Source organism: Paenibacillus monticola, from assembly GCF_009664975.1.
In the GTDB taxonomy this organism is placed as follows: domain Bacteria; phylum Bacillota; class Bacilli; order Paenibacillales; family Paenibacillaceae; genus Paenibacillus_AQ; species Paenibacillus_AQ monticola.
The window spans coordinates 373,348-399,012 of the sequence record NZ_WJXB01000003.1; the positions used below are offsets into that span (position 1 = coordinate 373,348).

Sequence of the window (25,665 nt, forward strand, 5' to 3'; positions counted from 1 at the left end):
GTCGCTATCGCCCCTACAGTTCCAAAATTCCCCTCCGTTACTTTTGCCTTTCGCTAAGTTTTCCAGTTTATATAGATTAAAAAAAATCGTAAATATAAGTTACCGATTAATCAGGCATTCTCAATAACTCAACTTTCGCAGAGTCAAAATCGAGTTGACCCCAAGCTGGGGTTAAGGTGGAGTCGGTTTAAGTAAGGATCTTGCCAACATAGAAAAACACCGCTTCGTTTGGTAAAGTGAGATTGTCGAGATCCACTAAACCACAGAAGAGGTGTCCCTTCTATGATAAATCAAAAGTCGTCCCTAGATCAACTTCCACCTGAAATGAGACCTGCTTTTCAAGAGCTCGGTGTGCTGAAGCACCTGAGGAATGCAGGGTTTAAAAAGACGTTTGGCTATACCTGTTCCCATCTGTTCATGCTCGTTTTCGTCTTGCTCTTTCATCAGAAGAATTGGTTTCGTCTGCTCGAAAGTGCCAAGGGTGAAGCCTTTCCTGGCAAAGATGCCGTCTATCGCTTTCTCAATCACAGCGGATTCGCTTGGCGACGTTTCTTGTCTTCGCTTAGTAGTGACACTGTGCAGCGAGTCGAAACCTTGACCTCCGTCACGCGGACCTCCGTATTCATTGTGGATGATTCCATGTTTGAGCGGAATCGGAGCAAAGCTGTGGAATTGTTGGCTCGCTTCAAGGATCACGCGACGGGGGCTTACTATAAAGGGTTTCGCATGCTTACCTTAGGCTGGTCGGACGGCCATACGTTTCTCCCTTTGGACTTCGCCTTGCTGAGTTCCGTGAAGGCTGGACTCACCGGCATACATCCGGGAATCGACAAGCGATCCTCTGGATACAAACGCCGGAAAGAAGCTCTGCTTTCTGCTCCGCATCTGGTTTCTGAACTGCTGGATCGGGCCATTACTTCTGGGGTTTCTGCGGCTTACGTACTTATGGATAGCTGGTTCACGCATGCCCCCCTGATTCAGCGGATTATAGATCGCAGACTGCATGTGATTGGCATGGTGAAAAACGACAATAAGCGATATCTCGTTCACGGTCAACGGATCGATCTTAAGGGTCTGTACCGAGCTGCTTTACGCGTCGAAGGAAAGCACCGGAACATCTTGCGTCAGATTCACACCGAACTTGTTCCTGGCATTCCAGTCGTCGTGGTCTTTGTTCGCCATCGCTCCAAAAAAAACGAGTGGCTCGCGATTCTATCGACGGATCTAACGCTGACGGCACCGGAAGTTATTCAAATCTACGCTCTTCGCTGGGACATCGAAGTCTTTTTCAAATGCGCTAAATCCTTGCTGCGCCTGCAAAAAGAGTTTCAAGGCCGCTCCTATGATTTGCTCATTAGCCATACAACGATTGTCTTTTCCCGCTATATTCTGCTGGCCTGGCAGCATCGACAAAGCACGGATCAGCGGACGCTCGGTGGACTCTTTTATTTGCTTTGCGATGAAGTGGGTACCTTGGACTGGGCCGTTGCTTTACAACAATTGGTGGAATTAATGAACGAAATCGCCAATCAAGTCGGTAAGAAACTATCCGCTATGATTAAAAGTCAACTCCAGCACTGGATCTCTGCTTTGCCTTGTTACATCAAGGCTTATCTGCCGATTTCATGCTGCGAAAGTTGAGTCAATAAGATTTCTTTTAATATATTCTTTTCTTGTTCGTTACCTAATAACTCCTTAGGTTGTACGTTTTTCAATATTGGCACTTGTGTATGGAGCCACTTTGCTGCTTGACGTTCACCAAATCTATAACAAAGTACTAACGCAATATCTTCAGGTAAAATTATTCCACCCAGTTCAGTTTTATAATCGATATTCATTTTTCTACATACCTTTAGATAGCTTTTCCAATCACTTTCATTAAATGATTTTAGAAATACGTCTAATTCCACTGTATGTCCTCCTAAATTATTTTCAATAAAAAGGTTTTCTACTGCATTGTTCCTCTCATGAGAACTTTTAAATTATAACTCAGATTTTTCGAGCGTCGTCCTTATTTCTTTTAACATTTGATAGTATTCTTCTCTTTCTTGATTAGAGAATCTCTCCTCATCTTCTGGGAAATTCAGTTCGTTGTTTTCAAATAAATGTATGAAACCGTCTATAAATGATCTTACTAGTTCACATATGTCAGGGTTGTTATCCCATTCCCTTTTTTCGACTTTCGCTATTGCTTCTAAAACCTCTCCATCCCCTAAATAACCAGCAACTGGGTTTTCTTTTAACCTCTTTAATGCTTCCGGAATAATGGAATGTAAATGTATCATTTGTCTTATTAGCTTTGCTACGTCACCATCATTCAAATCTTTGATCCTTATATTTTGAATGCTACCAGACCAAATAGAAAGAGGAACTTCTTCATCAACGATGAAGTCTTCAGCGAAGCCTTCCAATTTTGATATTTTATTTATTGTTAGCTGTCTTAAATTAATATAAATAATATCACTCCTAAACTTTAATCAAACCCTATGGTGTACAATTAACAAATCATGCTAATTTATTTGGAAGGGGATTACCCTATTTTAGTTCAGGCCATACTGATTGTGCTTATGATACTCTCTACACTTTATCTAATAAAACGTAATAAAAAGAAATAATATGATGTCACAGCTATCTCAATAAATTCTAGAGGTGTTAGTTAATCTGAGAAAACCCGACCCATTGCGGTCGGATTTCCTTATATACAAGTGTGTCCACATCCCACTCACTATTTCTCCCCTTGCCTTACAAAAAATGATCTATATTCACCGTCACAAATCTCCAGACAGTTAAGTCGTTGGCCGTAGGCGCAACCCCCATCTATGCCTATCTTGTCTCCATGTGGGCTAAACCATATTTCTTCGCTATCGCTATTATGTAAATCTTCTGTCGATGTATGTCCAAAGACTACAGTCTTATGGGTTGCAGTTACTGGATTACTGTAGAACGGTTCTCTGATCCAGATGAAATCATAGGCATTCTGATCCTTCCAATTCTCTACCGTTGGGTTAATTCCTGCATGCACAAAAATATGCTCGTCCGTTTCATAATACAGTGGTAAGGAACTTAGGAAATCCAAATGATGCTTGTACTCCTGTCGTATAAATTCCTTCATTCTCATATAATCCTTCCACCCAAAATCATCCTTAAAAAAATCAAATTCTGTTCTGCAGTAGTTTAATAGGGTGTACCATCCACCGTTATTAAGCCAATGTGTATCCAGCTTATCATCTTCATTCAGCAGGGCATCACAGGCCATTTTGTCATGATTCCCTTTTAGAACGATGACTCCGCATTCTTCATGGAGATTCTTAACCTGTTCAACAATTGCTTTGCTGTTTGGCCCTCTATCTACATAATCACCTAGCAGGATGAGTTGGTCTGCGGAGGAACTATAGTTCACTTTTTTCAAAAGCGCGTTGAATTCTTGATAACTTCCGTGTATGTCACTAATGACTAAAGTTCTGATGATAATCCCTCCTTGCCTATAACTTCACAAATTATACTTGGACAGGCATGCCGTTTGAACTGTCCCAACGCCAAGGAATATCATGCCCCAGCAGATGCAAACCTCCGTACCATTCGTCCATTCCTTGAACCGCCACACGATCCGCCGATCCAGCCAGCACTTGAGCACCAAGTTCAGTTAGTGCAACCTGACGATTCAAAAATCCCGGTAGAGCCCTAAAATCAGTAGATCCGTCTGCCCCGTCAATAATCAGCAAGGGATGAGCGCCCCGTGCCAACGCACCAAGAACCTTCCAAAATTCGAGATCGCCCATGCCGAGAACATGCAGGTTGTCGGTAACCTGACTAAACAACTCCAATGGAGTACTCGCTCCCCCACGAACGGCCTGCAGCGTAGTCTGTTCTACAATACCAAGACCGTTCCGCACCGAAGGAAGACGAGAGAGATGTCCCTGAAAAGCTGCGTAGGCAAAAGGCAGGGCGGACGCCGCCAATTCTGTTCTTCTCTGCTCTAGCAGATCAGCCATCACAAGGGGATCTGGAGCAGCATAGGCCTGCCAAAGATCGCTGCCAAGTTCCAATTCCTTTTGCCCAACGGGTCTCCAGGTTCCATATAAGCTCTTTAACTGCTCAGAAGATAGCTGACCCAGACCATGAAATCGCTCAATACCCGGAAATTCTCCGATGTTGAGTAGACTCAATTTCGTGTTCCCAAGCTTCTGTCCCTTGAACCAGTGCAGCAGGTAGGCTAGCATACTCTGATCGAATAGATCATGTTCAAACCACAATACCACTTCATCGTGCGTATTAAATTCACGGAGGCGTTGCTCCTGTTCCTTACAGCCCTTCGTATATTCACCAGTTGGAATGCCTAGAGTATCCTCCAGAACTCGGGCCCGTAGGGACCGTTCTTTTTCCCCTGCTGGATTTGCGAATATTGGCCCGGCTGAATATACCTCTCTCCACACCAGAATATCACCTTGCACAACCCCTTGTTTTAGCTTCTCACCTACGCTATCTCCATTAACAATATGCAGCATATGCCCGCCCCCCCAATAGTTCAATTCTATAGGAACAGCATAGCATGCAAAAAGCCGCCCAGCGAGGGCGGCTCTTCACAAAGTACTCATTCATGACTTCCCATTCCAATCAACACTTGCTACCCGTCACTTCATTACCTACTGCACCTACTGCGCAATCTGCTCACGTATATTCGCTAATATCTTCTTCTCCAGCCGTGACACCTGCACCTGAGAGATCCCCAAGCGACTCGCGACTTCGGACTGGGTCTGGTCGCGGTAGTAGCGCAGGTAGACGATCAGGCGCTCGCGTTCACTCAAACCCCCGATGGCCTCGTTCAGCGCCAACTTGTCGAACCAGCGCTCCTGTGACTCGTCAGCGATCTGGTCGATCAGCGTAATCGGATCACCATCATTCTCGAACACGGTCTCGTGAATCGAGGTCGGCGGCTTGTTGGCTTCTTGGGCGAAGACAATTTCTTCGGGTGTTACGCCCAGCGCCAATGCAACTTCGCCGATGGTCGGCAGGCGATCCAAGGTTTTAGACATTTCGTCCTTCATCTTACGAACCTTGTTGGCCATTTCCTTGAGTGAACGGCTGACCTTCAAGGTACCATCGTCGCGCAGGAAGCGCTGGATCTCGCCAATAATCATCGGTACAGCATAGGTGGAGAATTTGACCTCATAGCTGAGATCGAATTTATCGACGGACTTCAACAGTCCGATACAGCCGATCTGGAACAAATCGTCAGGCTCATACCCGCGGTTCATAAACCGCTGCACTACTGACCAGACCAAGCGGATATTACAGTTTACGAGCGTGTCGCGGGCGAGATTATCCCCGGCCTGACTGAGCGCGATAAGACGTTTGACCTCCGCATCGTCCAAATAGGTCGGCGGAGCTTTTTTTGACTCTGCATCCATGGCTCCAACCCCTAATTGTATAAAGCTTTTTTCGAGACAATAGTTTTCTTCATTGAGATGGAGGTACCGCGCCCCGGTTCACTTGTGACTTCGAACTCATCCACGAAATTCTCCATAATAGTAAAGCCCATACCCGACCGCTCCAGCTCCGGCTTGGAGGTGTAGAGCGGCTGCTGTGCCAGCTCCAAATCCTCAATGCCCCGTCCCTGATCCTCAATAGTGAGATGTACCGTTTCATTGTCGATTGATGCTGTTATCGTGACAATACCGTTCGGGTCACTGTCATACCCATGAATAATGCAGTTAGTGACTGCCTCGGACACAACCGTCTTCAGATCATTCAGCTCTTCCATCGTAGGATCCAGCCTGGTGACGAAGGCCGCCACAACAACACGCGCGAACGATTCGTTCTCAGACAATGCAGCGAACTGTACATTCATGAAGTTCCTGGCTTGGCTCTTTGTCATAACGCAACCTCCAGATCCGAGAGAGCAGTGCTCTCGTCGTCATATAAGGGCATAATTTTGAACAGGCCCGACATTTCCAGCAGTCTTTGTACGGGTGCGGTGGCGTCGCATACTACCATTTTGCCACCTTTACTACGAATCAACTTATACCTTCCGAGAATAACGCCCAGCCCGGAGCTGTCCATAAATTGCAGTTGCTTCAGACTGAGAACCAGATGCAGTACCTGGCCCCGCATAATCGCATCATCCATTTCCATGCGTACATAATCCGCTGCGTGATGGTCCAGTTCCCCTGACAAACGGACAATCAGCACACTCCGGTGTTGCTCCATCTCCACATGAGAATTCATGCTTGCCACTCTCCTCTTCGTTGCTTTGAAACCGCCCCTTAAACACGATGTTGCTTCCCTTCAAGGACTAGGTTTCTACGCGGCAAATCAGGAATCCTGCCTCCCGACAAAACTAGAAGAAAACCCCTATGAATCTACAGAAAACATAGAAGCAATCTACAAAATACAACGAATTAATCAATCGTAAACAATGAACCCGCTGTTCGCTTGAACAGCTTCCACCAGCCCGCCTTCGGCACATCCTCGCCTGCCTTCAGCTCATATTCCTTGAGTACATTAGTCCCTTGGTAGACAACCAGCTTCCCAACCGTTTGCCCTGCGGCTACAGGAGCTTTCACATTCTCCGGCAGTACCAGCTGATTGCGAATACCTTCTTGCGTCACTCCTTTTTTCAAAAGAACGCTGTAGGTTTCCTTCGCCATAAGCGGCAGCTCCGACTTCACGCCCTTCTCAATCTTCAGCGTGCCAATGGTATCTCCCACCTTGTGAATCGTGTGTACTTTATATTGCGAGAATAGGTAATCGAACATACCCGAAACCTCGCTGTTGCGTGTTTTCGTGTTCGGTTCGCCTAGCACGACTGCCACGGCACGCAGGCCATCCCTTGCCGCTGTAGCCGACAGACAGAATTTGGCCTCTGCCGTATAGCCAGTCTTCAACCCATCGGCTCCCGTATAGAAACGCACTAGTTTATTCGTATTTACCAGCCAGAAGGGCTTGGTTGAATCCTTACGCAGATAATCCTGATAGGAGCCGGTATATTTAATAATGCGCTCATGCTTCAGGAGCTCCTGACTCATTACAGCAATATCATGTGCAGAGGAATAGTGATTCTCAGCGGGTAGTCCATTACAATTGGCGAAATGTGTATCCTTTAGGCCAAGGTCCTCTACCTTTTTATTCATCAGATCAACAAAAGCGCTCTCCGAACCCGCTATTTTCTCAGCCATTGCCACAGAAGCATCATTCCCGGAGGCCATAGCGATGCCTTTGAGCATCTCGTCCACCGACATTTCTTCACCAGGCTCTAGAAAAATCTGCGAGCCCCCCATCGAAGCGGCATATTCGCTCGTCCGCACCTTATCCGTCAACTGCAGCCGCCCTTCATCCAGCGCCTCAACCGTAAGCAGCATCGTCATAATCTTTGTAATACTTGCCGGAGGCAGCTTATCATGACTGTTTTTTTCATAAATCACAGTGCCGGTATTGGCATCCATAAGTATGGCAGAACGCGCCCCCGGTGCGAGATCAACAGCGGCAGTTTTGCTTCCGGAGTCCTTGCTTTTCTCCTCTGCAGAAACGCCTGAGATCGGTCCAAGAGCCGAAACAACAACACAAAGCACAATTAACATCGTTGCAAAACGTTTTTTTCTCACAATGATTCCCCTCCTGAACGTTAACCTTCATTTCACAGGTACTGTGTTCCAGTTTCGTCAGAAAGGGTGGAAATTATTCCAATTGGCCGTAAATAATTGTTATTATTATCAACGAAAAACTCTAGCGAGGCGTAGCTATGCTCTCTCCGACACTTACGGCCGGACGTCTGCTGCCACTATGACCAAGAAATAGCTTGGACAAAACCGGAGAATAGCTTGCAATCAGCGTAATAAGCACCGGTATGCCCACACCAATAACAGTAAACACGATGAGTCCATATTCCATGCCGAGGAGGTACTTAAGTGCATAATTTACAGGCAGGTGTAGATACATAATCGCAATCGTATTGCGTCCCAGATAACCTAGTCCTTTTAGAGGCAGACGCTTCGATAACCAGAATGAAATCGCACAGATCAATAATGAAAATAACACTGGAATCACTAAATCCAGCAGCAGTGCGTCGTACTCCTTATATTTCATATTCAGGCTGTAACTCAGGATTCCCTTATAATCCATATATAAAATACCAGCACATAATAGAATAAGCAGCGGTAATGCAGCTATTCGGCCAATTAATAAGGGAATCAACCTTTTCCCGTAATATCCAAGAGCGTAGTACGTAATAGCTAAGAGAGCAACATCGATATTCCATGGGAGGTTGAAGCTTTTTAAGGAAGTGAGTGAGATCAGGTGGGCCAGTAGATAACACGAGGCAATCAAGAGGAGTTGCGTTCTCATTGTAAATCGGACAACGAAACCGAAGATTAGTTGTGTGAATAATAGACAGGTAATAAACCACAATACACCAAACGGACCGGTCAGCGACAGGCCGCCATACAGAAGTCTAACTAAATTCCCAGCTAAACTCTTGAGGTCAAAGGTGAATATGAGCAGTATCATCGTAATCAGCAATCCGTAGGCAAAGTAGGGTGTCATCAGCCCCCGCGTTCGTTTCCACGCCCAGCTTAAGTACTCCTTGGGGATCGTTGGTTTGAATACCATTCCACTTAGGAGAAAAAACAATGGCACATGGAACCAGAATAAATAATGAGTAAACAGTCCATCCCCGGAGTGACCCATGACTACAAAAATAATACTCAAGCCTTTGGCAGCATCAATCCACAGTTCTCGTCGCTTCTCCAATAATAATCCAGCTCCTTCCAACCGAGTCTTATTTTCATATAATTATAGTGAACTTCAGTAGACTTATCAAATTTAAAAATTAATATAACTAAAGGAGATCATCACTTTTTCACGAATCTTATAGAATTACGATACGGTTGAAGAGTTTGGAGGATTGATTATGCATTTAGGATATATTGCACCGTCTGTTCACACTAAAGCTATTGAAATCGGTTTCTCGGGAGCCGTTCTGGTACAACAGAACGATAAAGATCTTGCCAAAGGTGCCTACGGATATGCCAATAAATCGGACTGTGTACCGAACAATCTGAACACAAGATTCGGAATGGCCTCCGGCTGCAAGCTATTTACAGCAATTGCGATCTGCCAGCTGGTTGAGCAGGGAAAGCTTGCTTTTGAGGGTAGGCTGAGCGCTTATCTGCCGAACGTAGACGTGAACTTTCCGCACTTTAGCCCGGACATTACCGTGCATCATCTGTTGACGCATAGCTCGGGCATTCCAGATTATTTTGATGAAGAGACGATGGATGATTTCGCGGAATTATGGCAATCGAGTCCCATGTATACCCTGCGGAGGCTTGCAGACTTTATCCCGATGTTCGGAGAACTTCCGATGAAGTTTACTCCAGGTGAACGGTTCCATTACAACAATGCGGGATATATCCTACTGGGACTGCTGGTAGAAGAACTTAGTGGTTTGGAGTTTGCAGATTATGTGGAGCAGCATATATTCAGAGCTTGTGGGATGGAGCGTTCAGGTTATTTTGTAATGGATGCACTTCCAACCAATACTGCACTTGGTTACATTGATGAATCGAATGGAATCTGGAGAACCAACATTTACTCCCTTCCGGTAAAAGGAGGGGCCGATGGCGGCGCGTTCGTAACCGCTCCTGAAATGCTGCTGCTGTGGCAGTGCCTGCTCAACCATACACTACTTAGTCCAGAGCTGACCACACTTCTGCTTACCCCGCACATTCATGAAGGTGCTGAGGAATATTACGGTTATGGAGTGTGGATCACTATGCAGAATGGGGAGCTATTCAAGTTCCATCTGATGGGTGCAGATCCCGGCGTTTCCTTCCGGTCAGCCGTCTATCCAGCCTGCGGAGTGACGGTTATCATTCTATGTAACGAGAGCAGGGGGACCTATCAAATGCTGCAGGCCATTGAAAAGTGCTTGTGAATCACAAAAAAAAGCCTTACAGAACGCATTGCTGCGGTCCGTAAGGCTTATTTCTAATTACATATATAAGTCTGAGAATTCCTTCAACTAACCTAATAACGGGTTACGCCATCCTTAGTCACGAGGGCAAATATCAGCGGCTGCGGTGCAACCGGTTGAGAGGTAATACGGTAGGCTTCCAGCACCTTGGCTTCTGCTTCCTGTACCTTCTTGTCGCTGGCATCATTCACATGCAGAACAGCAAGGATCTCACCTTCTGCCACAGCGTCGCCAACCTTTTTGGACAGCTGAATCCCAACAGCCAAATCGATTACTGATTCCTTCGTCTCACGTCCGGCACCCAACAGCATAGCGGCTACGCCGATTTCCTCCGCCTGAATACCTTCAATGTAACCTCCGGTCGCTGCCTTCACCTCGATGAATCGGGAGGCTGTAGGCAAAGTATCCGGAGCCTCAATCTGTGTGACATCTCCACCTTGTGCGGCAACGATCTGTTTAAGCTTCTCCAGAGCACTGCCATCCTCAATATGACTCATGAGAATGGACCGCGCTTCAGCTTCATCCTTGGCTTTGCCGCCAAGCACAAGCATATGGCTGCCCAGAATGAGGCAGACCTCCTGCAGATCCGTAGGACCGTGGCCGTTTAGGGTCGCGATCCCTTCCTTAATCTCCAGGGCGTTACCGATCCCGTATCCCAGAGGCTGGTCCATATCACTGATTACTGCGACAGTATTGCGACCCAGATGGGTGCCGATGTCCACCATTGCTTGTGCCAACGCGATAGAATCGTCAAGCGTCTTCATAAACGCGCCGCTGCCAGTTTTGACATCCAGTACGATCGCGTCAGCGCCGGCAGCAATCTTTTTGCTCATGACGGAGCTGGCGATCAGTGGAATGGATTCCACTGTTGCCGTAACGTCACGCAGCGCGTATAGCTTTTTGTCCGCAGGCGTAATATTGCCTGACTGACCTATGACCGCTGCGCCAATTTCCCCAACCTGGTCAAAGAACCGTTCACGGTCCATCTCCACGGAGAAACCGCTGATCGACTCCAGCTTGTCGAGTGTACCGCCGGTATGGCCTAGCCCACGACCAGACATTTTGGCTACAGGAACTCCGGCTGCTGCCACTAAGGGCGCCAACACAACTGTCGTCTTATCGCCTACACCGCCAGTAGAATGCTTGTCTACTTTGATGCCGGCAATCGGACTAAGATCCACCTGGTCGCCGGACATGGCCATTTCCAGTGTCAGATCGCCGGTTTCCCGGGCATTCATCCCTTGAAAATAAACAGCCATCGCCCAAGCAGAAAGCTGATAATCCGGAATTTCACCCTTGCTGTAGCCCTGGATCAAAAATGCTATTTCTTCACGGCTCAACTCTCCGCCATCTCTTTTTTTCTGGATAATATCGACTGCTCTCATATTAAACCTGTACTTCGCGCACAAATGCACGGACAAGACCGATAAATTTCGGTTTGGTCAGATTTGCTACTTTTACGACCTGCTCATGGGTCAGCGGCTCAAGCTCATCACCAATGGCCATATCAGTAATACAAGTAATGCCGAGTACACGCAGTTTGCTATGACTTGCTACAATAACCTCGGGAACTGTGGACATACCCACGGCATCCCCACCAAGATAGGCAAGCATTTTTAGTTCGGCTGGTGTCTCGTAAGTTGGGCCGCTAATGCCAGCATATACACCTTCCTGCAGAACAAGCGTTTCGCCGTCAGTACCTTTAACTTCACCAGATAACTTCTTAGCTAGGGCGATATATTCAGGATCATAAGCACGGGACATGTCCGGGAAACGTACACCCAGATCGGAGTCATTGGGTCCGATCAGCGGATTGTCACCCGTCATGTTCAGATGGTCGGTAATCAGCATAAGGTCACCGGCTTTGAATGCTCTATTCATCCCGCCGCCTGCATTTGTAATTACAAGTGTGCTCACTCCAAGTTTAGCCATTACATAGACTGGCAGTACAACCTTGCGCATTGCATAACCTTCATAGAAATGAAAACGGCCCTGCATGATGATAACATCCTTGCCTTCAAGCTTGCCAATGACGAACCGGCCAGCATGGCCTTCTACTGTTGAACGTGGAAAGTGTGGAATTTCTTCGTAAGGCAGGTATACCGCTTCTTCGATTTGATCGCCCAGATCACCAAGCCCAGAGCCAAGGATCAGACCGATGCTGGGGGAATAAGCACCTAATTTAGATTTTATATAATCAGCAGCTTCCTTCACTTGCACGCCGTATGCAACTGTTGGGGTATTTGTTTGAGTCATGTGTTAATCCTCCCGAAATATGAATTGTGTATTTGGTATAATCGTATGTGTGTAATTAGAATTTACATCTTCGGAATAAAAGCCAGTACCAGCTTCAGGAAACGCTCGCGCACCCGTTCAGCTGTCTCCATAACCTCTGCATGGTTAAGCGGCTGATCCAGAATTCCGGCAGCCATATTGGTGATGCAGGAAATGCCCAGCACTTCGATCCCTGCATGGCGGGCTACGATAGTTTCCGATACAGTGGACATGCCCACTGCATCAGCACCCTGACGGCGCACCATTACAATTTCGGCCGGAGTTTCGTAGTTAGGACCCAGCAGGCCGGCATAGACGCCTTCCTTGAACTCAAAGTTCTGCTCTGCAGCTGTTTCTTTCGCTACCCCGATCAGGCGACGGCTGTATGCTGAAGACATATCCGGGAAACGTACACCCAGTGCAGGATCATTGGGTCCTGTTAACGGATTGCGTCCAGTCAAGTTAAGCTGATCCGTAATCAGCATCAGATCACCAGGGGTATAATCCAAATTCACGCCCCCGGCAGCATTGGTAACCAATAGACTGGTTACGCCTAGTTCCTTCATGACACGCACTGGAAACGCTGTTGTCTCCGGTCCGTACCCTTCATACATGTGGAAACGGCCTTTCATCATCACCACGCGCCGACCTTCGATCATCCCGATCAGCAGCTCGCCTTCGTGTCCTTCTACAGTAGATACAGGGAAATGTGGAATTTCATGATAGGGAATGCTGATCTCATCCGTGATCAGGTCAGCCAGCACGCCGAGACCGGAGCCTAGGATCAGGCCGATCTCCGGAGCTACCGGACTTTTGTCTTTAATATATTGGGCTGCTTCCTGAATTTCGGTTTGGCTAACTACGTTCATTATTGATGTGCCTCCTTGAAGTTTAAAAGTATGGTAAGCGATGTACTTATTGTAATTCTGCTAAAAAGCTTACTCCGTACTGTGGTGCCTTAGCTCCAAAGTTATCAGCGATTGTCGCTGCTACATCCGAGAAGGTCTGGCGAATGCCCAGACTGCCTGGAGTCTTAAATCTTGGGCTGTAAATTAGCAGGGGTACAAATTCACGGGTATGATCTGTTCCGCTATGAATTGGATCGTTTCCATGGTCAGCTGAGAGGATTAACAGATCATCCTCACCTAAGCTTGCGAGAATGTCCGGCAATGCCTGATCAAATACCTCTAACGCATGGCCATAACCCTCGGGATCGCGGCGGTGTCCATACAAGGAATCAAAATCCACCAGATTTGTGAACAGCAATCCATTAAAAGGCTTACGCAGTTCTGCAATCGTAATCTCGATTCCATGCTCGTTACTCTTAGTCGGGTAGGTTGCCGTAACCCCTTCGCCCGTAAAAATATCATTGATTTTGCCTACTGCAATCACATCTTTGCCGATATCCTCCAGCGCGTTCATAATCGTTGGTTGTGGCGGCTTCACCGCATAATCGTGGCGGTTCGAGGTACGTACGAAATGACCTGGTTCACCAACATAGGGGCGGGCAATGACCCGGCCTACAGAGAACTCCGGTGCCATTGTCAACTCACGGGCGATTGCACAAGCTCTGTATAGCTCATCCAGTGGAATAATATCCTCGTGTGCCGCAAGCTGGAACACGCTGTCTGCAGAGGTGTAGACAATCCATGCCCCTGTCTTCATCTGCTCCTCACCGTACTCCACCAGAATCTCAGTGCCTGAGGCTGGTTTATTGCCGATTACTTTACGTCCAGTTGCTGCTTCGAACTTCTCAATCAAAGCTGCAGGCAATCCGTCAGGATACGTATTGAAGGGAACCTCAATCTTTAACCCCATCAACTCCCAATGACCCGTCATCGTATCTTTGCCGACCGAAACTTCCTGCATCTTGCCGTAATAACCCGTTGGGGAAGTCACCGGCTCAAGTGGCGGCAATGCAGCAATATTTGCAAGTCCGAGCTGTTGCAGATTAGGCAACTTTAACCCGGGAACCCGTTCTAATATATGACCAAGCGTATGGGAACCAAGATCACCGAAATCGGCAGCATCCGGTGCTTCACCGATACCTACACTATCAAGAACAATAAAACCTATCCGTTTAAAAGATGACATTGTCTTCTTCACTCCTTCGTTATATACATCATTTACATGATTAGGAATCGTCAATTCAATAGAAAGAAACGGCTGTACCGCTGTTAGGTATCCGTTTCGAGCTAACTAGATAACCTGTGGGCATCCCACAGACTATTTCTTACAGTATGATTCCAGCATAACATTCTTACTCATTTACCGTGCCCTAGGATGATGGTTTTCGAAGACTTCCTTCATATTTTTACGAGCGATTCCGCTATAGATCTGGGTCGTTGAAATATCAGCATGCCCCAGCATTTGTTGCACAGAACGCAGATCAGCACCACCTTCAAGCAGATGGGCTGCAAAGGAATGCCGCAGAGTATGGGGTGTGATATCCTGTTCGATATGGGCTTCCCGTGCGTATTTCTTAATAATCTTCCAGAACCCTTGCCGGGTTAAACGCCCGCCCAGACTGTTGAGAAACAGAGCCGGCTCAGTCTTGCACTTCCGCAGGAGCTTGTCCCGCTTATCAACAGTATAAACTTCCACACTCTCTGCAGCCATAGCTCCAATCGGAACAACCCTCTCCTTGCCAGAAGTCCCGGTACAGCGAGCATATTTCATATCCGTATGCACATCATCTACATTCAGCGAGATTAACTCAGATACCCGAATACCCGTAGCATACAGCAGCTCAAGCATCGCTTTGTCACGCATTCCATGGGAAGTGGTCTCATCAGGGGCTGCCAGCAGTTGTTCAATTTCCGGAACAGTAAGTACCATAGGTGGCTTCTTCTCTGGCTTAAGCGATTCCATATCCAAGGTCGGGTCCTGTCCGATTAAACGTTCTTTCAGTAAATAGTGAAAAAAGGCGCGGAGGGAGACCGTGTTCCGGTTAAGTGTTGCCGTTGCGCGCCCGGCGCCACGCAGTTCACCGAGATATAACATAATATGAGATCTTCTTATCTCATCCGGTAGTGTCACGCCCCGCCCTTCGGCAAACTCCAGAAACTGTGTTACATCCCGTCCGTAGGATTCCAATGTACTTAAGGATAAACCTTTATCCTCGGACAAATAAAGCAGAAAGGGCTGCAAGTGTGACTTCATCAATTCACGCTCCTGTCTAACGCAGCTACTCTTTGTGAGAGGCTTCTAAGCTTGTCTTTCGTGTAATCACAAAGAAACTCACCCTAGCTTCATTCGACAGGGTTCTATCTTTTCCCTGCTTCTAAGGAGTATTTCACTCCCCAAACCAGTAGTAGAAGCGGAGACGCTGTCTTGTGTTCAGACCATCATCGCTGCGCGTTACGGGCTCGCCATCATGAAACGCCCGTACTGCTGAGCCCTCCGGAATTCCATAATCTTCGATCGGACTAAGCCATTCCCCGAGCAGACTCAACGCGTAATATAGCAGATAGCTCAGAGCAACAAACATGATCATCATGTAAAGCCGGCGCACCGTTTTAGGCAAAGAGACAATCATAAGGACTCCTCCTAAAAGTTTTATGGAGCTTAGACTCCACTTGAGTTACTTCGCAATAAAACTCGCTTCGTAAGCATACACTTAAGTTTTATGCGATTTATACTCGTCCTACACCTTATGCACCAACAGAGGGGGTTATGTATGATCACAGCAATCCAATCATTTAAAAAGCCCCCTCCGGCAAAATAACCGGCGAGAGCTTATCGCAGTAAATTCTCATCTCATCTATAAGATTACTCAGGACGAGTCCCGTCCGTATTATTTTTATCTTTGTCCTTATCCTTGCAGCGATAGCATATTCCATGAAAATCCAGTCTATGATCAAGCACTGTAAAGTTATATTCCTTATCCAGCCGTTCTTCCAGCAATCCCAGCCAGTCTTCACGAATCTCATCCATAGTGCCACACTGCACACAGATCAAATGATGGTGGTGATGCTTCGCCGTATCCGTTCGCAGATCATATCGGGCAACTCCGTCGCCAAAGTTAATCTTCTCCACGACATGCAGCTCACTAAGCAATTCCAGGGTACGATATACGGTAGCTAGACCAATCTCAGGAGCTTTCTCTTTCACGAGCATGAATACGTCTTCAGCACTTAGATGATCCTCTTCGTTCTCCAGCAGCACTCTTAAGGTAGCTTCCCGTTGGGGCGTAAGCTTGTATCCTTGGGATTGTAACTGTTGCTTAATCTTGTCTATCCGGGCTTCCATTGTCTGCCTCCCCCTTGGATAATTACCGCACCGGGCTTCAAACCGCTTCTTCCATTATAGGGCGTGTCGCTTTGAGAAGTCAAACGCATATTTCCCTGTTCTTGATTGAATATCTTGAGCATTTAAGAAATGAGGGATTGAACTTTGTTATAATTGTAAGCAACCTATTGTTTTAGCCCTCTACTTCTTGGCAATCTCCCAACTAGCTTTCTCACGCACTCAACAAAGAACCCGTATCCAGTATTAGTGTAAAGCCGAGATGATTCGGTATCTCCTGATATTCTGAAAGGATTTTCCCAAATGAAAATAAAGAAGAATGAAGCTATTATGTATCTAATTCTAAAATATATCGAACAAGAAGAAGACCCAGAATTCCGAAAAATAGACGTTGAAAAGAAAGATTTCCATGCTGCTTTAGAAAAGATAAACGAAGCTGGATTGGCAACAAATATTACTTTCAGTCGAGGCAGCTTACTACATCGTATTAAGGTCGCTTTTACAAATGGAAGTAGGTTAACTCAAGCAGGTCGCTATTTCATCACAGATTTTGAGAGCAGAGTTGATTAAAGCTAACTGTCGTATTTTCCGACATGCTCATGTCAAAGATAAAAACAAAAAAGAATGCTGCCAAAGTAAAAAACCACTTTGGTAACATTCCAAATCTTGAATAAATGCAAGAAAGCCTGTAATCCCTATGTTCACGACCCTATCACTACCAGCATAGGCGTTACCCATCTCATCATTGACGGGGTTACCCAGGTCTCGAAGCAGGACACTCCCAGAATCAGCAGCGCCATTAGGAAGGACAACAAGGTATACATGGCAAAAGGACGAGTCACCGTCGTCCGGCGCTGGCCCAGCACACGGCTGCGGATCATCAGCAGAGAAAAGGCTATTGCCGCCGCGCTGCACACGAGCAGAACCGGGATCAGTACCAGATTATGCGGTGCGACCGAGACAAGCGCGAACAACAATCCGTGCCAAGAATATTGGCTGACCAGACAACCAACCGTAAAGCCGATCAATACACCTTTGAGAAAATCAAGAATTAAAATCCCCGGCAGGCCAATCACCGACAATCCGAGAATCCAAATCAGCCCAATCCATTTCAGGTTTAGCGTAGCAATGCTCCAGAACGATTCCGGTGCTGCAGGCAGCCCCTGCTGATCTACGGTCGCGAAGAAGTTCCCCAGGTAATCACCAAGCTCCTGCTGCTGATCCATGGTCAGCGCACTAACGATAAGCGCCCCGAAGACAACCCCTACCAGAAATAATACGGCCACAAAAATATACAGAGGCGTCTGTTCCTTAACCATCAGTCGGAAATTACGCATCGGGACGTTCTCCTTTCTAGGTCACATGTTACACCATATGAGGAAACGTCCCAATCTATGACTTGTCCTTAGATACAAGCTGTTACTTTCTATGTTGGACAACTTTGCCGTAAGTTCCTCCACCGCCTGCGGATAGCGCAAGTGTCCCGGAGCGGGCAGCAACGATCTGTGAAGCCAGCTCAATGCCTGCAACCGCCGCAATTTCCTCTTCACCCACCCCATGCAAAATATTCATTTCTGTGCCAAAAGCCTGCAATAGCTTGTTCAGCTTAGCCTTTCCCAACCCTGGAATGAATTCAAGAGGCACCTGGTAATGGTACGGCGGACGATTCGCGGGTACAACTGGCTTCTCCCGGTCAGCAATATCCATAATCCGGTCAAATACACCTTTCACCAGCTTGAGGCTTCCACAATAGGGACAGCGCTCGGAGGTGGCATAAACTTCGTCAATAATACTGCCACAACCCCCACAGTAGGTTCGGTGATATTTACCGAGGCGGGGATTCAGTCCAAAGTTGGCACTAACGTGCCGTCCCCCTTTACGTTCAAGGGCCAGGCACAGCTCGGCAAAGGAAGGACGAGCCAGCTCCATAACATTGTATTCACGGCCGATTTTACCCAGAGAATGAGCATCCGAATTCGTCAGGAAAGTATACCTGTCTAGCTCGGAAAGATAGCCTGCCATCTCCGAATCCGCGCTCAGTCCAAGCTCTACGGCCGCAATCCGGTCGAGATCAAAAATGTCCGACATTACTTCAGCTGTACAGCCATACAGTCCTTTGTGCGGTGTGAAGATATGTGCGGGAATCAGAATTCCACCTCGCCCGTAGATTTCATTCTGCAGTTCCCTGGCTGGAACATACAGGCGCTGTGAGCTGAGGTTCACATTCCGCATATGACGGCTCATCCAGCCGCTGAAATCGGTCATAGTCTCCAGGTCCGGCATAAAGGCGAGAACATGACATTCCTTTCGCCCCGGCTCACGGATTTCAATCTCCGCTCCAAGCACGATCGTCGTCCCCCGGTAAGCAATCCCTCCGCCTTCAGCTACCGTCATTTCTCCGGATTCGAGCAATTCCCGGATATCCCGCAAGACACCAGGTGCATGGCTATCGATGATACCAATCAGCTCAATCCCTTTGCGCTCCGCGGCTTCCTTGGCGATATTGGCGAAGGTTAACTCGCGGCTGCCGCTGATTTTGACAGGCTGCCCTTCAGAAGTTCGGCCAATATGAACATGTAGGTCACAGTAGCAGCTCTTCAGCTCCGCTTCTAGTGCCATTGTCCGGTTAACGTATACAAGTGCCAAGCATATACTGCCATTATTGTCTTCGCGTCAGCAATACGCCCGTCCGCAATATATTGGTAAGCTTCCTCAAGTGTAAGCTCTGATACCTCCAGAAACTCATCCTCATCCAGCGACATATCCCCTGGTTGTGCATTTTCAGTTACATACATATGAATAATCTCGTCGGCAAAGCCAGGAGAGGTGTAGAACGATTTCAAGTGACGCATATCACCGCTATGTAACCCTGTCTCCTCCTGAAGTTCCCGATGGGCTGCTGCTAGTGGATCTTCACCCTTGTCGAGCTTACCTGCTGGAATCTCCACCTCAGTGCGGTGCATTGGCTGCCGGTACTGTTCTACAACCAGCATTTTATTCTGATTCAGCGCTAGCACTGCCACAGCACCAGGATGCTTAATCACTTCGCGGGTTGCGGTATTGCCATCAGGCATCCTTACGGTGTCCACCTGCAAGGTAATAATATTCCCTTCAAAAATCGGCTGCGTAGATATCGTCTCTTCGTCCAGCTTGGGGTTGCTGATCAATTCATAATTTTTCATCGTTTTCTGGTCTCCTTTATCTCTGTTCTGCATAGGGTGTATTATAGCAAATTCACCGTGAAAGAAGGAATCGGATATGAAAGATGTCCTCCGCCGTACAAGCTCATCCGCTGTAACCATAGTCGGAAAGCCAGAGCAAATTAAAGCCATCCTAGCCGGATGGATAGAGCAATATGGACGTGATATGCCCTTGGCCTACATTTTATCTCTGCATGCAGATAGTCGGGGTACATCCACTAAGGCTGGATAATAAAACTAAGCTTTGAACTCATTCATACATGCTTGTATAACATAAGGAGCTGTCCCTTAGGCTGTTGACCTGGGGACAGCTCCTTCATTTGAATAGTCATCAGTTGCTCTAGTCTTAAGCTTTAACACTTTCTTGAACGATGGCAACAACCAGTTTGGCAACTTTAATAATATCTTCAGCCTTAATCCGTTCCTTCGTCGTGTGAATATGTTCATAACCAACCGCGAGGTTAATGGTAGGAACTTTGAGGCCATTGAACACGTTCGCGTCACTGCCACCACCGGATGCAAACAGCCGGGGCTGTAAGCCAATGGAGGATATTGCACGATCAGCAAGCTGAACAACCGGATCATGTTCATTAAAGCTGAAGGCAGGGTAAATAATTTCGCTGCGGAATTCACACTCTGCACCGTATTCCCGTACTGTCGTTTCCAGTGCTTCACGCATGGAAGCAATCTGCAGATCAACCTTCTCCTGTACAATACTGCGAGCTTCTGCATCCAACTGCACATGATCACAGACGACATTCGTAGGTCCGCCACCGGCGAATTTGCCAATATTGGCTGTTGTCTCGCTGTCAATACGTCCAAGCTTCATTGCCGAAATCGCTTTGCTGGCTACTTGAATTGCACTAATCCCATCCTCTGGATTAACGCCAGCATGAGCTGACTTCCCAAAGATCTGCATAGTAACCCTAGCTTGTGTTGGGGCAGCAACGGCGATAGCTCCAACTTCACCATTGGAGTCTAGTGCAAAGCCGAAGTCTGCATCCAAATGCTTTGGATCCATCGCACGTGCGCCTAACAGCCCGGATTCTTCACCTGCTGTAATTACAAATTGTATTTGTCCGTGCGGAATACTCTGCTCCTGAATGACTCGGATAGCTTCAAATAGCGCAGCCAATCCGGCCTTGTCATCCGCTCCAAGAATGGTAGTACCGTCACTTGTAATCCAGCCGTCTTCCCCAAGTGTTGGTTTAATTCCCTTACCGGGAACAACAGTATCCATATGACAGGTGAACAGCAGTTTGGGTCCAGTTCCACCATGCTCTGCTGCCCAGGTCACGAACAGGTTGCCTGCACCATGCCCAGTTCTTTCCTGTGAATCATCCTCGATAACTTCCAATCCCAGGGCGCTAAATTTACTCTTCAGAACATCCGCAATTTGCCGCTCATTTCCGGTCTCACTATCTACACGTACAAGCTCCATAAATTCCTGGATCAATCGATCTTGTGCTATCACTAGACTTCCCTCTCTTTCACGGATACGGTACAATGGTTGTACTGCGTCAATACTCTGTGTGCTTATAACTTAAACTAATACTAAAGGAGTCACTCATGCAACGTCAAAAAAAATGGTTCCGTGTTGTTATCTACGTCATGCTGTTAGCCATGATCGCATCTACCGTATTATTTATGATTGAGCCTTTTCTTGCAGGATAATTACTGCTTAGGCTTTCGTTAATAATAGCGGCCAGGGTCTCCCTGGCCGCTATTAGCCTGCTCATTGATCAACTTCAAGCGAACTGCTGAATGAGCTATGTTTCTCATACGGAAAATGCTTCAGGAAGTGAGGAACTAGCTCCCTCGCTACCTCCTCCAGCTCAAACATACGACCTGCGCATTCCTCCAATGAGGTCACTCCATACTCCGTTATGCCGCAAGGAATGATTCCTTGGAAGCCTTTCTCAGCGATACCCTCCGAGACATTAAACGCAAAACCGTGGCTGGTGATAAACCCTCTACGGAGCTTACTCTTGTTGAATTTAACACCAATGGCACAAATCTTCTTGTCGCCTACCCACACACCCGTATATTCGGGCTTGCGGTCTCCAACAATTCCATAGGAAGCCAAATAATCAATAATTACAGCCTCTAAGCTGCGCAAGTACTCGTGAAGATCTACCTTGCCTTCCTCTCCAAGCTTAAGCAGTGGATATCCAACCAGTTGACCCGGCCCATGATATGTAATATCTCCACCCCGGTCGATTTCAAACAACGCAATTCCTTTTTCCTTAAGCTGTTCGCCATTCAGGAGAAGATGTTCAGGATGATTCTGGGAGCCAATGGTATAGGTCGGTGGATGCTGCAAAAGTATAAGCCGTTCTGGCTGCTCGCCAGTATCAATAGCATGAACGGACTCCTTTTGCAGCTCCCAGGCCGCACCATATTCCATTAGCGGTATATATAATATTTCCAGTTCACGTGCATCTGTATTATTCATACCGTCAGGTCCCCTTTTCACGCGAAACTATTTCTTCTCAATACAGCTTAGTTTCCGGTGTATAGCCTTCAACGTTATCCTTTACACGCTGCAAAAAGCGTCCACAAATGACTCCATCCAGAATCCGGTGATCCAGGGATAGGCAAATATTGGCCATGGAGCGCACAGCAATCATATCGTTAATAACAACGGGTCTCTTCACAATCGATTCGAACGTCACTATTGCTGCCTGCGGATAGTTAATGATCGGATAAGAAAGAATAGAACCAAAAGAACCTGTGTTATTAACTGTAAAGGTTCCGCCCTGCATATCCTCAAGCCTCAGCTTGCGTTCACGTGTCTTCAGCGCCAATTCATCAATCTCACGGGCAAGGCCAGCAATATTCTTCTGGTCAGCTTTTTTGATCACTGGTGTCATTACAGAATCCTCTGTACCTACTGCAAGCGAGATATTGATATCACGCTTTACGATAATTTTATCTACAGCCCAAACAGAGTTCATGATCGGGTAATCCTTAATGGCGCTCACGACAGCCTTCATCAGAAAGGACAAGTAGGTCAAATTAATGCCTTCCTTGCGCTTAAAATCATCTTTGAGCCTATTGCGAAGCATCACGAGATTGGTAACGTCTACCTCAATCATGGTCCAGGCATGTGGAATCTCCGATACACTTTGACGCATTCTAGTGGCAATTGTATTGCGAATAGGCGTTACATCAATCAAGAATTCCGAACTGCTGCCCCGTCCACCCTCTACTTCAATCGTAGGAATACGTGGTGATTCGCTTAAGTGCAGCCCGGAGTGACGATCTGGCTGCAGCGCTTGGTTGGCTTCCTCAGTAGTGACTTGATGTGTCGGTGGTGTCGCTATTGCAGCTGTTTGTGCGGAAGCGACAGAAACCCCGCCTCCTTCGATAAAGGACAATACATCTTTACGCGTAATGCGGCCACCCATACCGGTTCCTGATACGGCTGTTAAATTAATGCCATGCTCTGCCGCGAGGGTCTGTACTGCCGGAGAATAACGCGCCCGCATCGACGTATCTCCCGTAGGAGTAGCATTTGGTACAGACACAATTGCGGGAGCCTGCGCAGCAGCATTATTTGTACCTTGGACAGCTTTGGGAGCGGCTACAGGTACAGCAATGCGGCAGATAACTTCCCCTACATTAACAGTCTGGCCTTCTTCCGCCAACAATTCGCCCATAATTCCTTCTATAGTGGAGGGTAGCTCTGCATTTACTTTATCTGTAATAAGTTCACATAGTGGCTCGTATTCCTCTACCCGGTCACCCGGCTTCTTCAGCCATTTGCCGATCGTTGCTGATACCAATGATTCCGCCAGCTGTGGCATGATCACATCGGTCAACGTTTGGTTGTCTGACATCTTTTCAACTCCCTAAAGTTTTATGGAGCATCGCTTTTCTGATTTCGCTTGATCCCCTTAAATCTAATATTGCGCCAACCGCAGCATTTCTGCCTTAACCTTGTCCTTGCTCAGCATGAAGAACTTCTCCATCGGCGGACTGATTGGCATAGCCGGCACATCTGGACCACAGAGGCGGAATATCGGTGCGTCGAGCTCGAACAGACAATGCTCCGCGATAATTGCGGCCACTTCGCCGCCAATTCCTCCGGTCTTATTATCCTCATGGACAATCAGCACCTTCCCGGTCTTACGGGCTGCAGCAATAATGGCTTCCCGGTCCAGCGGCTGAAGTGTGCGCAGATCCAGAATATGCGCTGTAATGCCTTCCTCACGTTCCAACTCCTCTGCAGCCTGCATGGCAAAATGCAGCGGAAGACTGTAGCCGATCACCGTAATATCGCTTCCCTCGCGCAGCAGATTCGCTTCTCCAATCGGTACTGTATAATCGCCTTCCGGTACTTCTCCCTTGATCAGCTTGTAGCATTTCTTATTCTCGAAGAACATGACGGGATCCGGATCACGCACAGCCGACTTTAGCAGTCCTTTGGCATCATAAGCCGAATAAGGTGCCACAATCTTCAGCCCCGGTGTGCCAAAAAAGATCGATTCCGGGCACTGCGAATGATACAGCCCGCCAAAAATACCTCCGCCAATCGGGGCACGAATTACAATGGGACAATTCCAGTCATTATTGGAACGATAGCGGATTTTGGCTGCCTCACTAATAATCTGATTGGTCGCTGGCAGCATAAAGTCGGAATATTGCATTTCAGCAATGGGCTTCATGCCATACATAGCAGCACCTATAGCAACACCGACAATAGCCGATTCCGCCAGCGGTGTATCCAATACACGAGCTTCGCCGAACTGGTCCTGCAGACCTTTAGTTGTGGTAAATACGCCGCCCTTAAGACCAACATCTTCACCGAGCACAAATACGGAATCATCGCGCTCCATTTCTTCCTTCATCGCCAGCCGGATCGCATCGATATATTCCATTATAGCCATGAGTTAAACCCCTCCTTCGTACACATGCAGCAGCGTATCTTCCGGTTTAGGGAACGGTGCATTGTCAGCGTATTCGATAGCCTCTTTCAGCTCCAGATTGCACTCGGCAATCATGTCGCGTTCCTGCTCGTCACTCCATAATCCCAGCGCGATCAAGTAATTGCGGAATCCAGCCACACCGTCCTTCTTCCAGTTCTCGTCAACTTCTTCTTGGGTCCGGTAAGCCAGATCATTATCAGAGGTAGAGTGTGGAGAAAGACGGTACATCATGGCTTCAACCAGCGTAGGGCCTTCACCTGCGATGGCTCGTTCCCGTGCTTCTTTCACTACACGGTACACCTCTAGCGGATCATTGCCGTCTACACGCACACCTGGAAATCCATAGCCCAGTGCACGGTCGCTGATCTTGCCACCAAGCTGTTTATGAGCAGGTATCGAAATGGCATATTGATTATTCTCACAAAAAATAATAACGGGGAGCTTATTTACTCCGGCAAAATTACACGCTTCATGAAAATCCCCCTGATTGCTGGAGCCTTCGCCGAAGGTGACAAAGGAGACAAATTTCTTCTTCTGCATTTTGGCCGCCAGCGCAAAACCAACCGCATGCGGCACCTGCGTAGTTACTGGGCTTGAGCCCGTCACGATACGTAGTCGCTTACTTCCAAAGTGGCCTGGCATCTGTCGCCCCCCACTGTTCGGGTCCTCGGCTTTGGCAAAAACAGACAACATTAGTTCTCGTGTGGTCATACCCACTGTAAGCACAAACGCATAATCACGATAATAGGGTAAAAAATAATCACTTTGCCGATCCAGCGCAAAGGCTGCTGCTACCTGTCCAGCCTCCTGACCAATACCAGAGACATGGAAGTTGATCTTGCCAGCACGTTGAAGCAGCAAACTGCGCTCGTCGTATTTACGCGCGAGCAGCATATATCTGTACATATCGATGACCTGGCCGTCGCTGAGTCCAAGTTGCTTATGTCGGTTAACGGTTTCTACAGTACCTTGAGATTCCATACAAGAGGTACCTCCTAAAATTTTAGTGAAGTTCAACCATACCCTGATCTTATAACCAGGT

General features: G+C 47.4%; 29 protein-coding genes. 5 read left to right on the forward strand and 24 right to left on the reverse strand.

Features of this window, described 5'->3' with window-relative positions:
• The first annotated feature begins 282 nt into the window (after window positions 1-282).
• Window positions 283-1,641, forward strand: a complete 1,359-nt coding sequence (locus tag GJB61_RS10820; protein ID WP_154118514.1) for an IS4 family transposase — start codon at window positions 283-285, stop codon at window positions 1,639-1,641.
• Here GJB61_RS10820 and GJB61_RS10825 read toward each other — a convergent pair.
• From GJB61_RS10825 to GJB61_RS10865, 9 genes are all read right to left on the reverse strand, one after another.
• Window positions 1,611-1,910, reverse strand: coding sequence for a hypothetical protein (locus GJB61_RS10825; protein WP_154118515.1), 300 nt, complete (start codon window positions 1,908-1,910; stop codon window positions 1,611-1,613). The genes GJB61_RS10820 and GJB61_RS10825 overlap by 31 nt on opposite strands.
• A 72-nt stretch (window positions 1,911-1,982) precedes the next feature.
• Complete coding sequence (locus tag GJB61_RS10830; RefSeq protein WP_154118516.1) at window positions 1,983-2,411, reverse strand: contact-dependent growth inhibition system immunity protein; 429 nt, start codon at window positions 2,409-2,411, stop codon at window positions 1,983-1,985.
• Between the two features lie 314 nt (window positions 2,412-2,725).
• Complete coding sequence (locus GJB61_RS10835; RefSeq protein WP_338115783.1) at window positions 2,726-3,472, reverse strand: metallophosphoesterase family protein; 747 nt, start codon at window positions 3,470-3,472, stop codon at window positions 2,726-2,728.
• A 25-nt stretch (window positions 3,473-3,497) separates the two neighbouring features.
• Window positions 3,498-4,505: a DUF1835 domain-containing protein gene (locus GJB61_RS10840; protein WP_154118517.1), complete on the reverse strand. Its 1,008-nt coding sequence runs from the start codon at window positions 4,503-4,505 to the stop codon at window positions 3,498-3,500.
• Between the two features lie 147 nt (window positions 4,506-4,652).
• Window positions 4,653-5,408: an RNA polymerase sporulation sigma factor SigF gene (gene sigF, locus GJB61_RS10845; RefSeq protein WP_154118518.1), complete on the reverse strand. Its 756-nt coding sequence runs from the start codon at window positions 5,406-5,408 to the stop codon at window positions 4,653-4,655.
• Window positions 5,409-5,419: 11 nt separating this feature from the next.
• The gene (gene spoIIAB / locus GJB61_RS10850; RefSeq protein WP_154118519.1) at window positions 5,420-5,875 is read right to left on the reverse strand and encodes an anti-sigma F factor; all 456 of its coding nucleotides are present in this window, start codon (window positions 5,873-5,875) and stop codon (window positions 5,420-5,422) included.
• Window positions 5,872-6,225, reverse strand: coding sequence for an anti-sigma F factor antagonist (spoIIAA, locus tag GJB61_RS10855; protein WP_154118520.1), 354 nt, complete (start codon window positions 6,223-6,225; stop codon window positions 5,872-5,874). Before spoIIAA ends, spoIIAB begins: the two co-directional genes overlap by 4 nt.
• A gap of 173 nt (window positions 6,226-6,398) precedes the next feature.
• The gene (locus tag GJB61_RS10860) at window positions 6,399-7,577 is read right to left on the reverse strand and encodes a D-alanyl-D-alanine carboxypeptidase family protein (RefSeq protein WP_154118854.1); all 1,179 of its coding nucleotides are present in this window, start codon (window positions 7,575-7,577) and stop codon (window positions 6,399-6,401) included.
• 145 nt (window positions 7,578-7,722) lie between these two features.
• The gene (locus GJB61_RS10865) at window positions 7,723-8,745 is read right to left on the reverse strand and encodes an acyltransferase family protein (protein ID WP_154118521.1); all 1,023 of its coding nucleotides are present in this window, start codon (window positions 8,743-8,745) and stop codon (window positions 7,723-7,725) included.
• A gap of 160 nt (window positions 8,746-8,905) precedes the next feature.
• On the opposite strand from GJB61_RS10865, the gene GJB61_RS10870 reads away from it, so the two are divergent.
• Window positions 8,906-9,931 carry a serine hydrolase domain-containing protein gene (locus GJB61_RS10870; RefSeq protein WP_154118522.1) on the forward strand — a complete coding sequence of 342 codons (1,026 nt, stop codon included), beginning with the start codon at window positions 8,906-8,908 and terminating at the stop codon, window positions 9,929-9,931.
• Window positions 9,932-10,023: 92 nt separating this feature from the next.
• Here the strand turns inward: GJB61_RS10870 and GJB61_RS10875 are convergent, their stop codons facing one another.
• From GJB61_RS10875 to fur, 7 genes are all read right to left on the reverse strand, one after another.
• A complete protein-coding gene (locus GJB61_RS10875; RefSeq protein WP_154118523.1) occupies window positions 10,024-11,355 on the reverse strand; it encodes a pyrimidine-nucleoside phosphorylase in 1,332 nt (443 codons plus the stop codon).
• A 1-nt stretch (window position 11,356) separates the two neighbouring features.
• On the reverse strand, window positions 11,357-12,226 hold the full coding sequence (locus GJB61_RS10880) for a purine-nucleoside phosphorylase (RefSeq protein WP_154118524.1): 870 nt from the start codon (window positions 12,224-12,226) through the stop codon (window positions 11,357-11,359).
• Between the two features lie 62 nt (window positions 12,227-12,288).
• Complete coding sequence (locus GJB61_RS10885) at window positions 12,289-13,113, reverse strand: purine-nucleoside phosphorylase (RefSeq protein ID WP_154118525.1); 825 nt, start codon at window positions 13,111-13,113, stop codon at window positions 12,289-12,291.
• 46 nt (window positions 13,114-13,159) lie between these two features.
• Window positions 13,160-14,338, reverse strand: a complete 1,179-nt coding sequence (gene deoB / locus GJB61_RS10890; RefSeq protein WP_154118526.1) for a phosphopentomutase — start codon at window positions 14,336-14,338, stop codon at window positions 13,160-13,162.
• A 174-nt stretch (window positions 14,339-14,512) separates the two neighbouring features.
• Window positions 14,513-15,406, reverse strand: coding sequence for a site-specific tyrosine recombinase XerD (xerD, locus tag GJB61_RS10895; RefSeq protein WP_154118527.1), 894 nt, complete (start codon window positions 15,404-15,406; stop codon window positions 14,513-14,515).
• Between the two features lie 133 nt (window positions 15,407-15,539).
• Complete coding sequence (locus tag GJB61_RS10900; protein ID WP_154118528.1) at window positions 15,540-15,782, reverse strand: DUF4227 family protein; 243 nt, start codon at window positions 15,780-15,782, stop codon at window positions 15,540-15,542.
• 233 nt (window positions 15,783-16,015) lie between these two features.
• On the reverse strand, window positions 16,016-16,495 hold the full coding sequence (gene fur / locus GJB61_RS10905; protein ID WP_154118529.1) for a ferric iron uptake transcriptional regulator: 480 nt from the start codon (window positions 16,493-16,495) through the stop codon (window positions 16,016-16,018).
• Window positions 16,496-16,795: 300 nt separating this feature from the next.
• On the opposite strand from fur, the gene GJB61_RS10910 reads away from it, so the two are divergent.
• Complete coding sequence (locus GJB61_RS10910) at window positions 16,796-17,062, forward strand: hypothetical protein (protein ID WP_154118530.1); 267 nt, start codon at window positions 16,796-16,798, stop codon at window positions 17,060-17,062.
• Window positions 17,063-17,193: 131 nt separating this feature from the next.
• Here the strand turns inward: GJB61_RS10910 and spoIIM are convergent, their stop codons facing one another.
• From spoIIM to GJB61_RS10925, 3 genes are all read right to left on the reverse strand, one after another.
• Window positions 17,194-17,829: a stage II sporulation protein M gene (gene spoIIM / locus GJB61_RS10915; protein WP_154118531.1), complete on the reverse strand. Its 636-nt coding sequence runs from the start codon at window positions 17,827-17,829 to the stop codon at window positions 17,194-17,196.
• 82 nt (window positions 17,830-17,911) lie between these two features.
• Complete coding sequence (locus GJB61_RS10920) at window positions 17,912-19,111, reverse strand: endonuclease Q family protein (RefSeq protein WP_154118855.1); 1,200 nt, start codon at window positions 19,109-19,111, stop codon at window positions 17,912-17,914.
• On the reverse strand, window positions 19,102-19,674 hold the full coding sequence (locus tag GJB61_RS10925; RefSeq protein ID WP_154118532.1) for an NUDIX domain-containing protein: 573 nt from the start codon (window positions 19,672-19,674) through the stop codon (window positions 19,102-19,104). The genes GJB61_RS10920 and GJB61_RS10925 overlap by 10 nt, the downstream gene beginning before the upstream one ends.
• Window positions 19,675-19,750: 76 nt before the next feature.
• Between GJB61_RS10925 and GJB61_RS10930 the strand changes: the two genes are divergently transcribed.
• Window positions 19,751-19,924, forward strand: a complete 174-nt coding sequence (locus GJB61_RS10930; protein WP_154118533.1) for a hypothetical protein — start codon at window positions 19,751-19,753, stop codon at window positions 19,922-19,924.
• A gap of 114 nt (window positions 19,925-20,038) precedes the next feature.
• Here GJB61_RS10930 and GJB61_RS10935 read toward each other — a convergent pair whose 3' ends face one another.
• Window positions 20,039-21,166: a tripeptidase T gene (locus GJB61_RS10935; RefSeq protein WP_338115750.1), complete on the reverse strand. Its 1,128-nt coding sequence runs from the start codon at window positions 21,164-21,166 to the stop codon at window positions 20,039-20,041.
• Window positions 21,167-21,261: 95 nt separating this feature from the next.
• On the opposite strand from GJB61_RS10935, the gene prli42 reads away from it, so the two are divergent.
• Window positions 21,262-21,366 carry a stressosome-associated protein Prli42 gene (gene prli42, locus GJB61_RS10940; protein WP_154118534.1) on the forward strand — a complete coding sequence of 35 codons (105 nt, stop codon included), beginning with the start codon at window positions 21,262-21,264 and terminating at the stop codon, window positions 21,364-21,366.
• Between the two features lie 61 nt (window positions 21,367-21,427).
• Here the strand turns inward: prli42 and lipB are convergent, their stop codons facing one another.
• From lipB to GJB61_RS10960, 4 genes are all read right to left on the reverse strand, one after another.
• Entirely contained in the window at window positions 21,428-22,147 is a 720-nt protein-coding gene (gene lipB, locus GJB61_RS10945) for a lipoyl(octanoyl) transferase LipB (RefSeq protein WP_154118535.1), read from the reverse strand.
• 37 nt (window positions 22,148-22,184) lie between these two features.
• Window positions 22,185-23,534, reverse strand: a complete 1,350-nt coding sequence (locus GJB61_RS10950) for a dihydrolipoamide acetyltransferase family protein (protein WP_154118536.1) — start codon at window positions 23,532-23,534, stop codon at window positions 22,185-22,187.
• 63 nt (window positions 23,535-23,597) lie between these two features.
• Window positions 23,598-24,584: an alpha-ketoacid dehydrogenase subunit beta gene (locus GJB61_RS10955; RefSeq protein WP_154118537.1), complete on the reverse strand. Its 987-nt coding sequence runs from the start codon at window positions 24,582-24,584 to the stop codon at window positions 23,598-23,600.
• 3 nt (window positions 24,585-24,587) lie between these two features.
• Window positions 24,588-25,604: a thiamine pyrophosphate-dependent dehydrogenase E1 component subunit alpha gene (locus GJB61_RS10960; RefSeq protein WP_154118538.1), complete on the reverse strand. Its 1,017-nt coding sequence runs from the start codon at window positions 25,602-25,604 to the stop codon at window positions 24,588-24,590.
• Window positions 25,605-25,665: the final 61 nt, after the last annotated feature.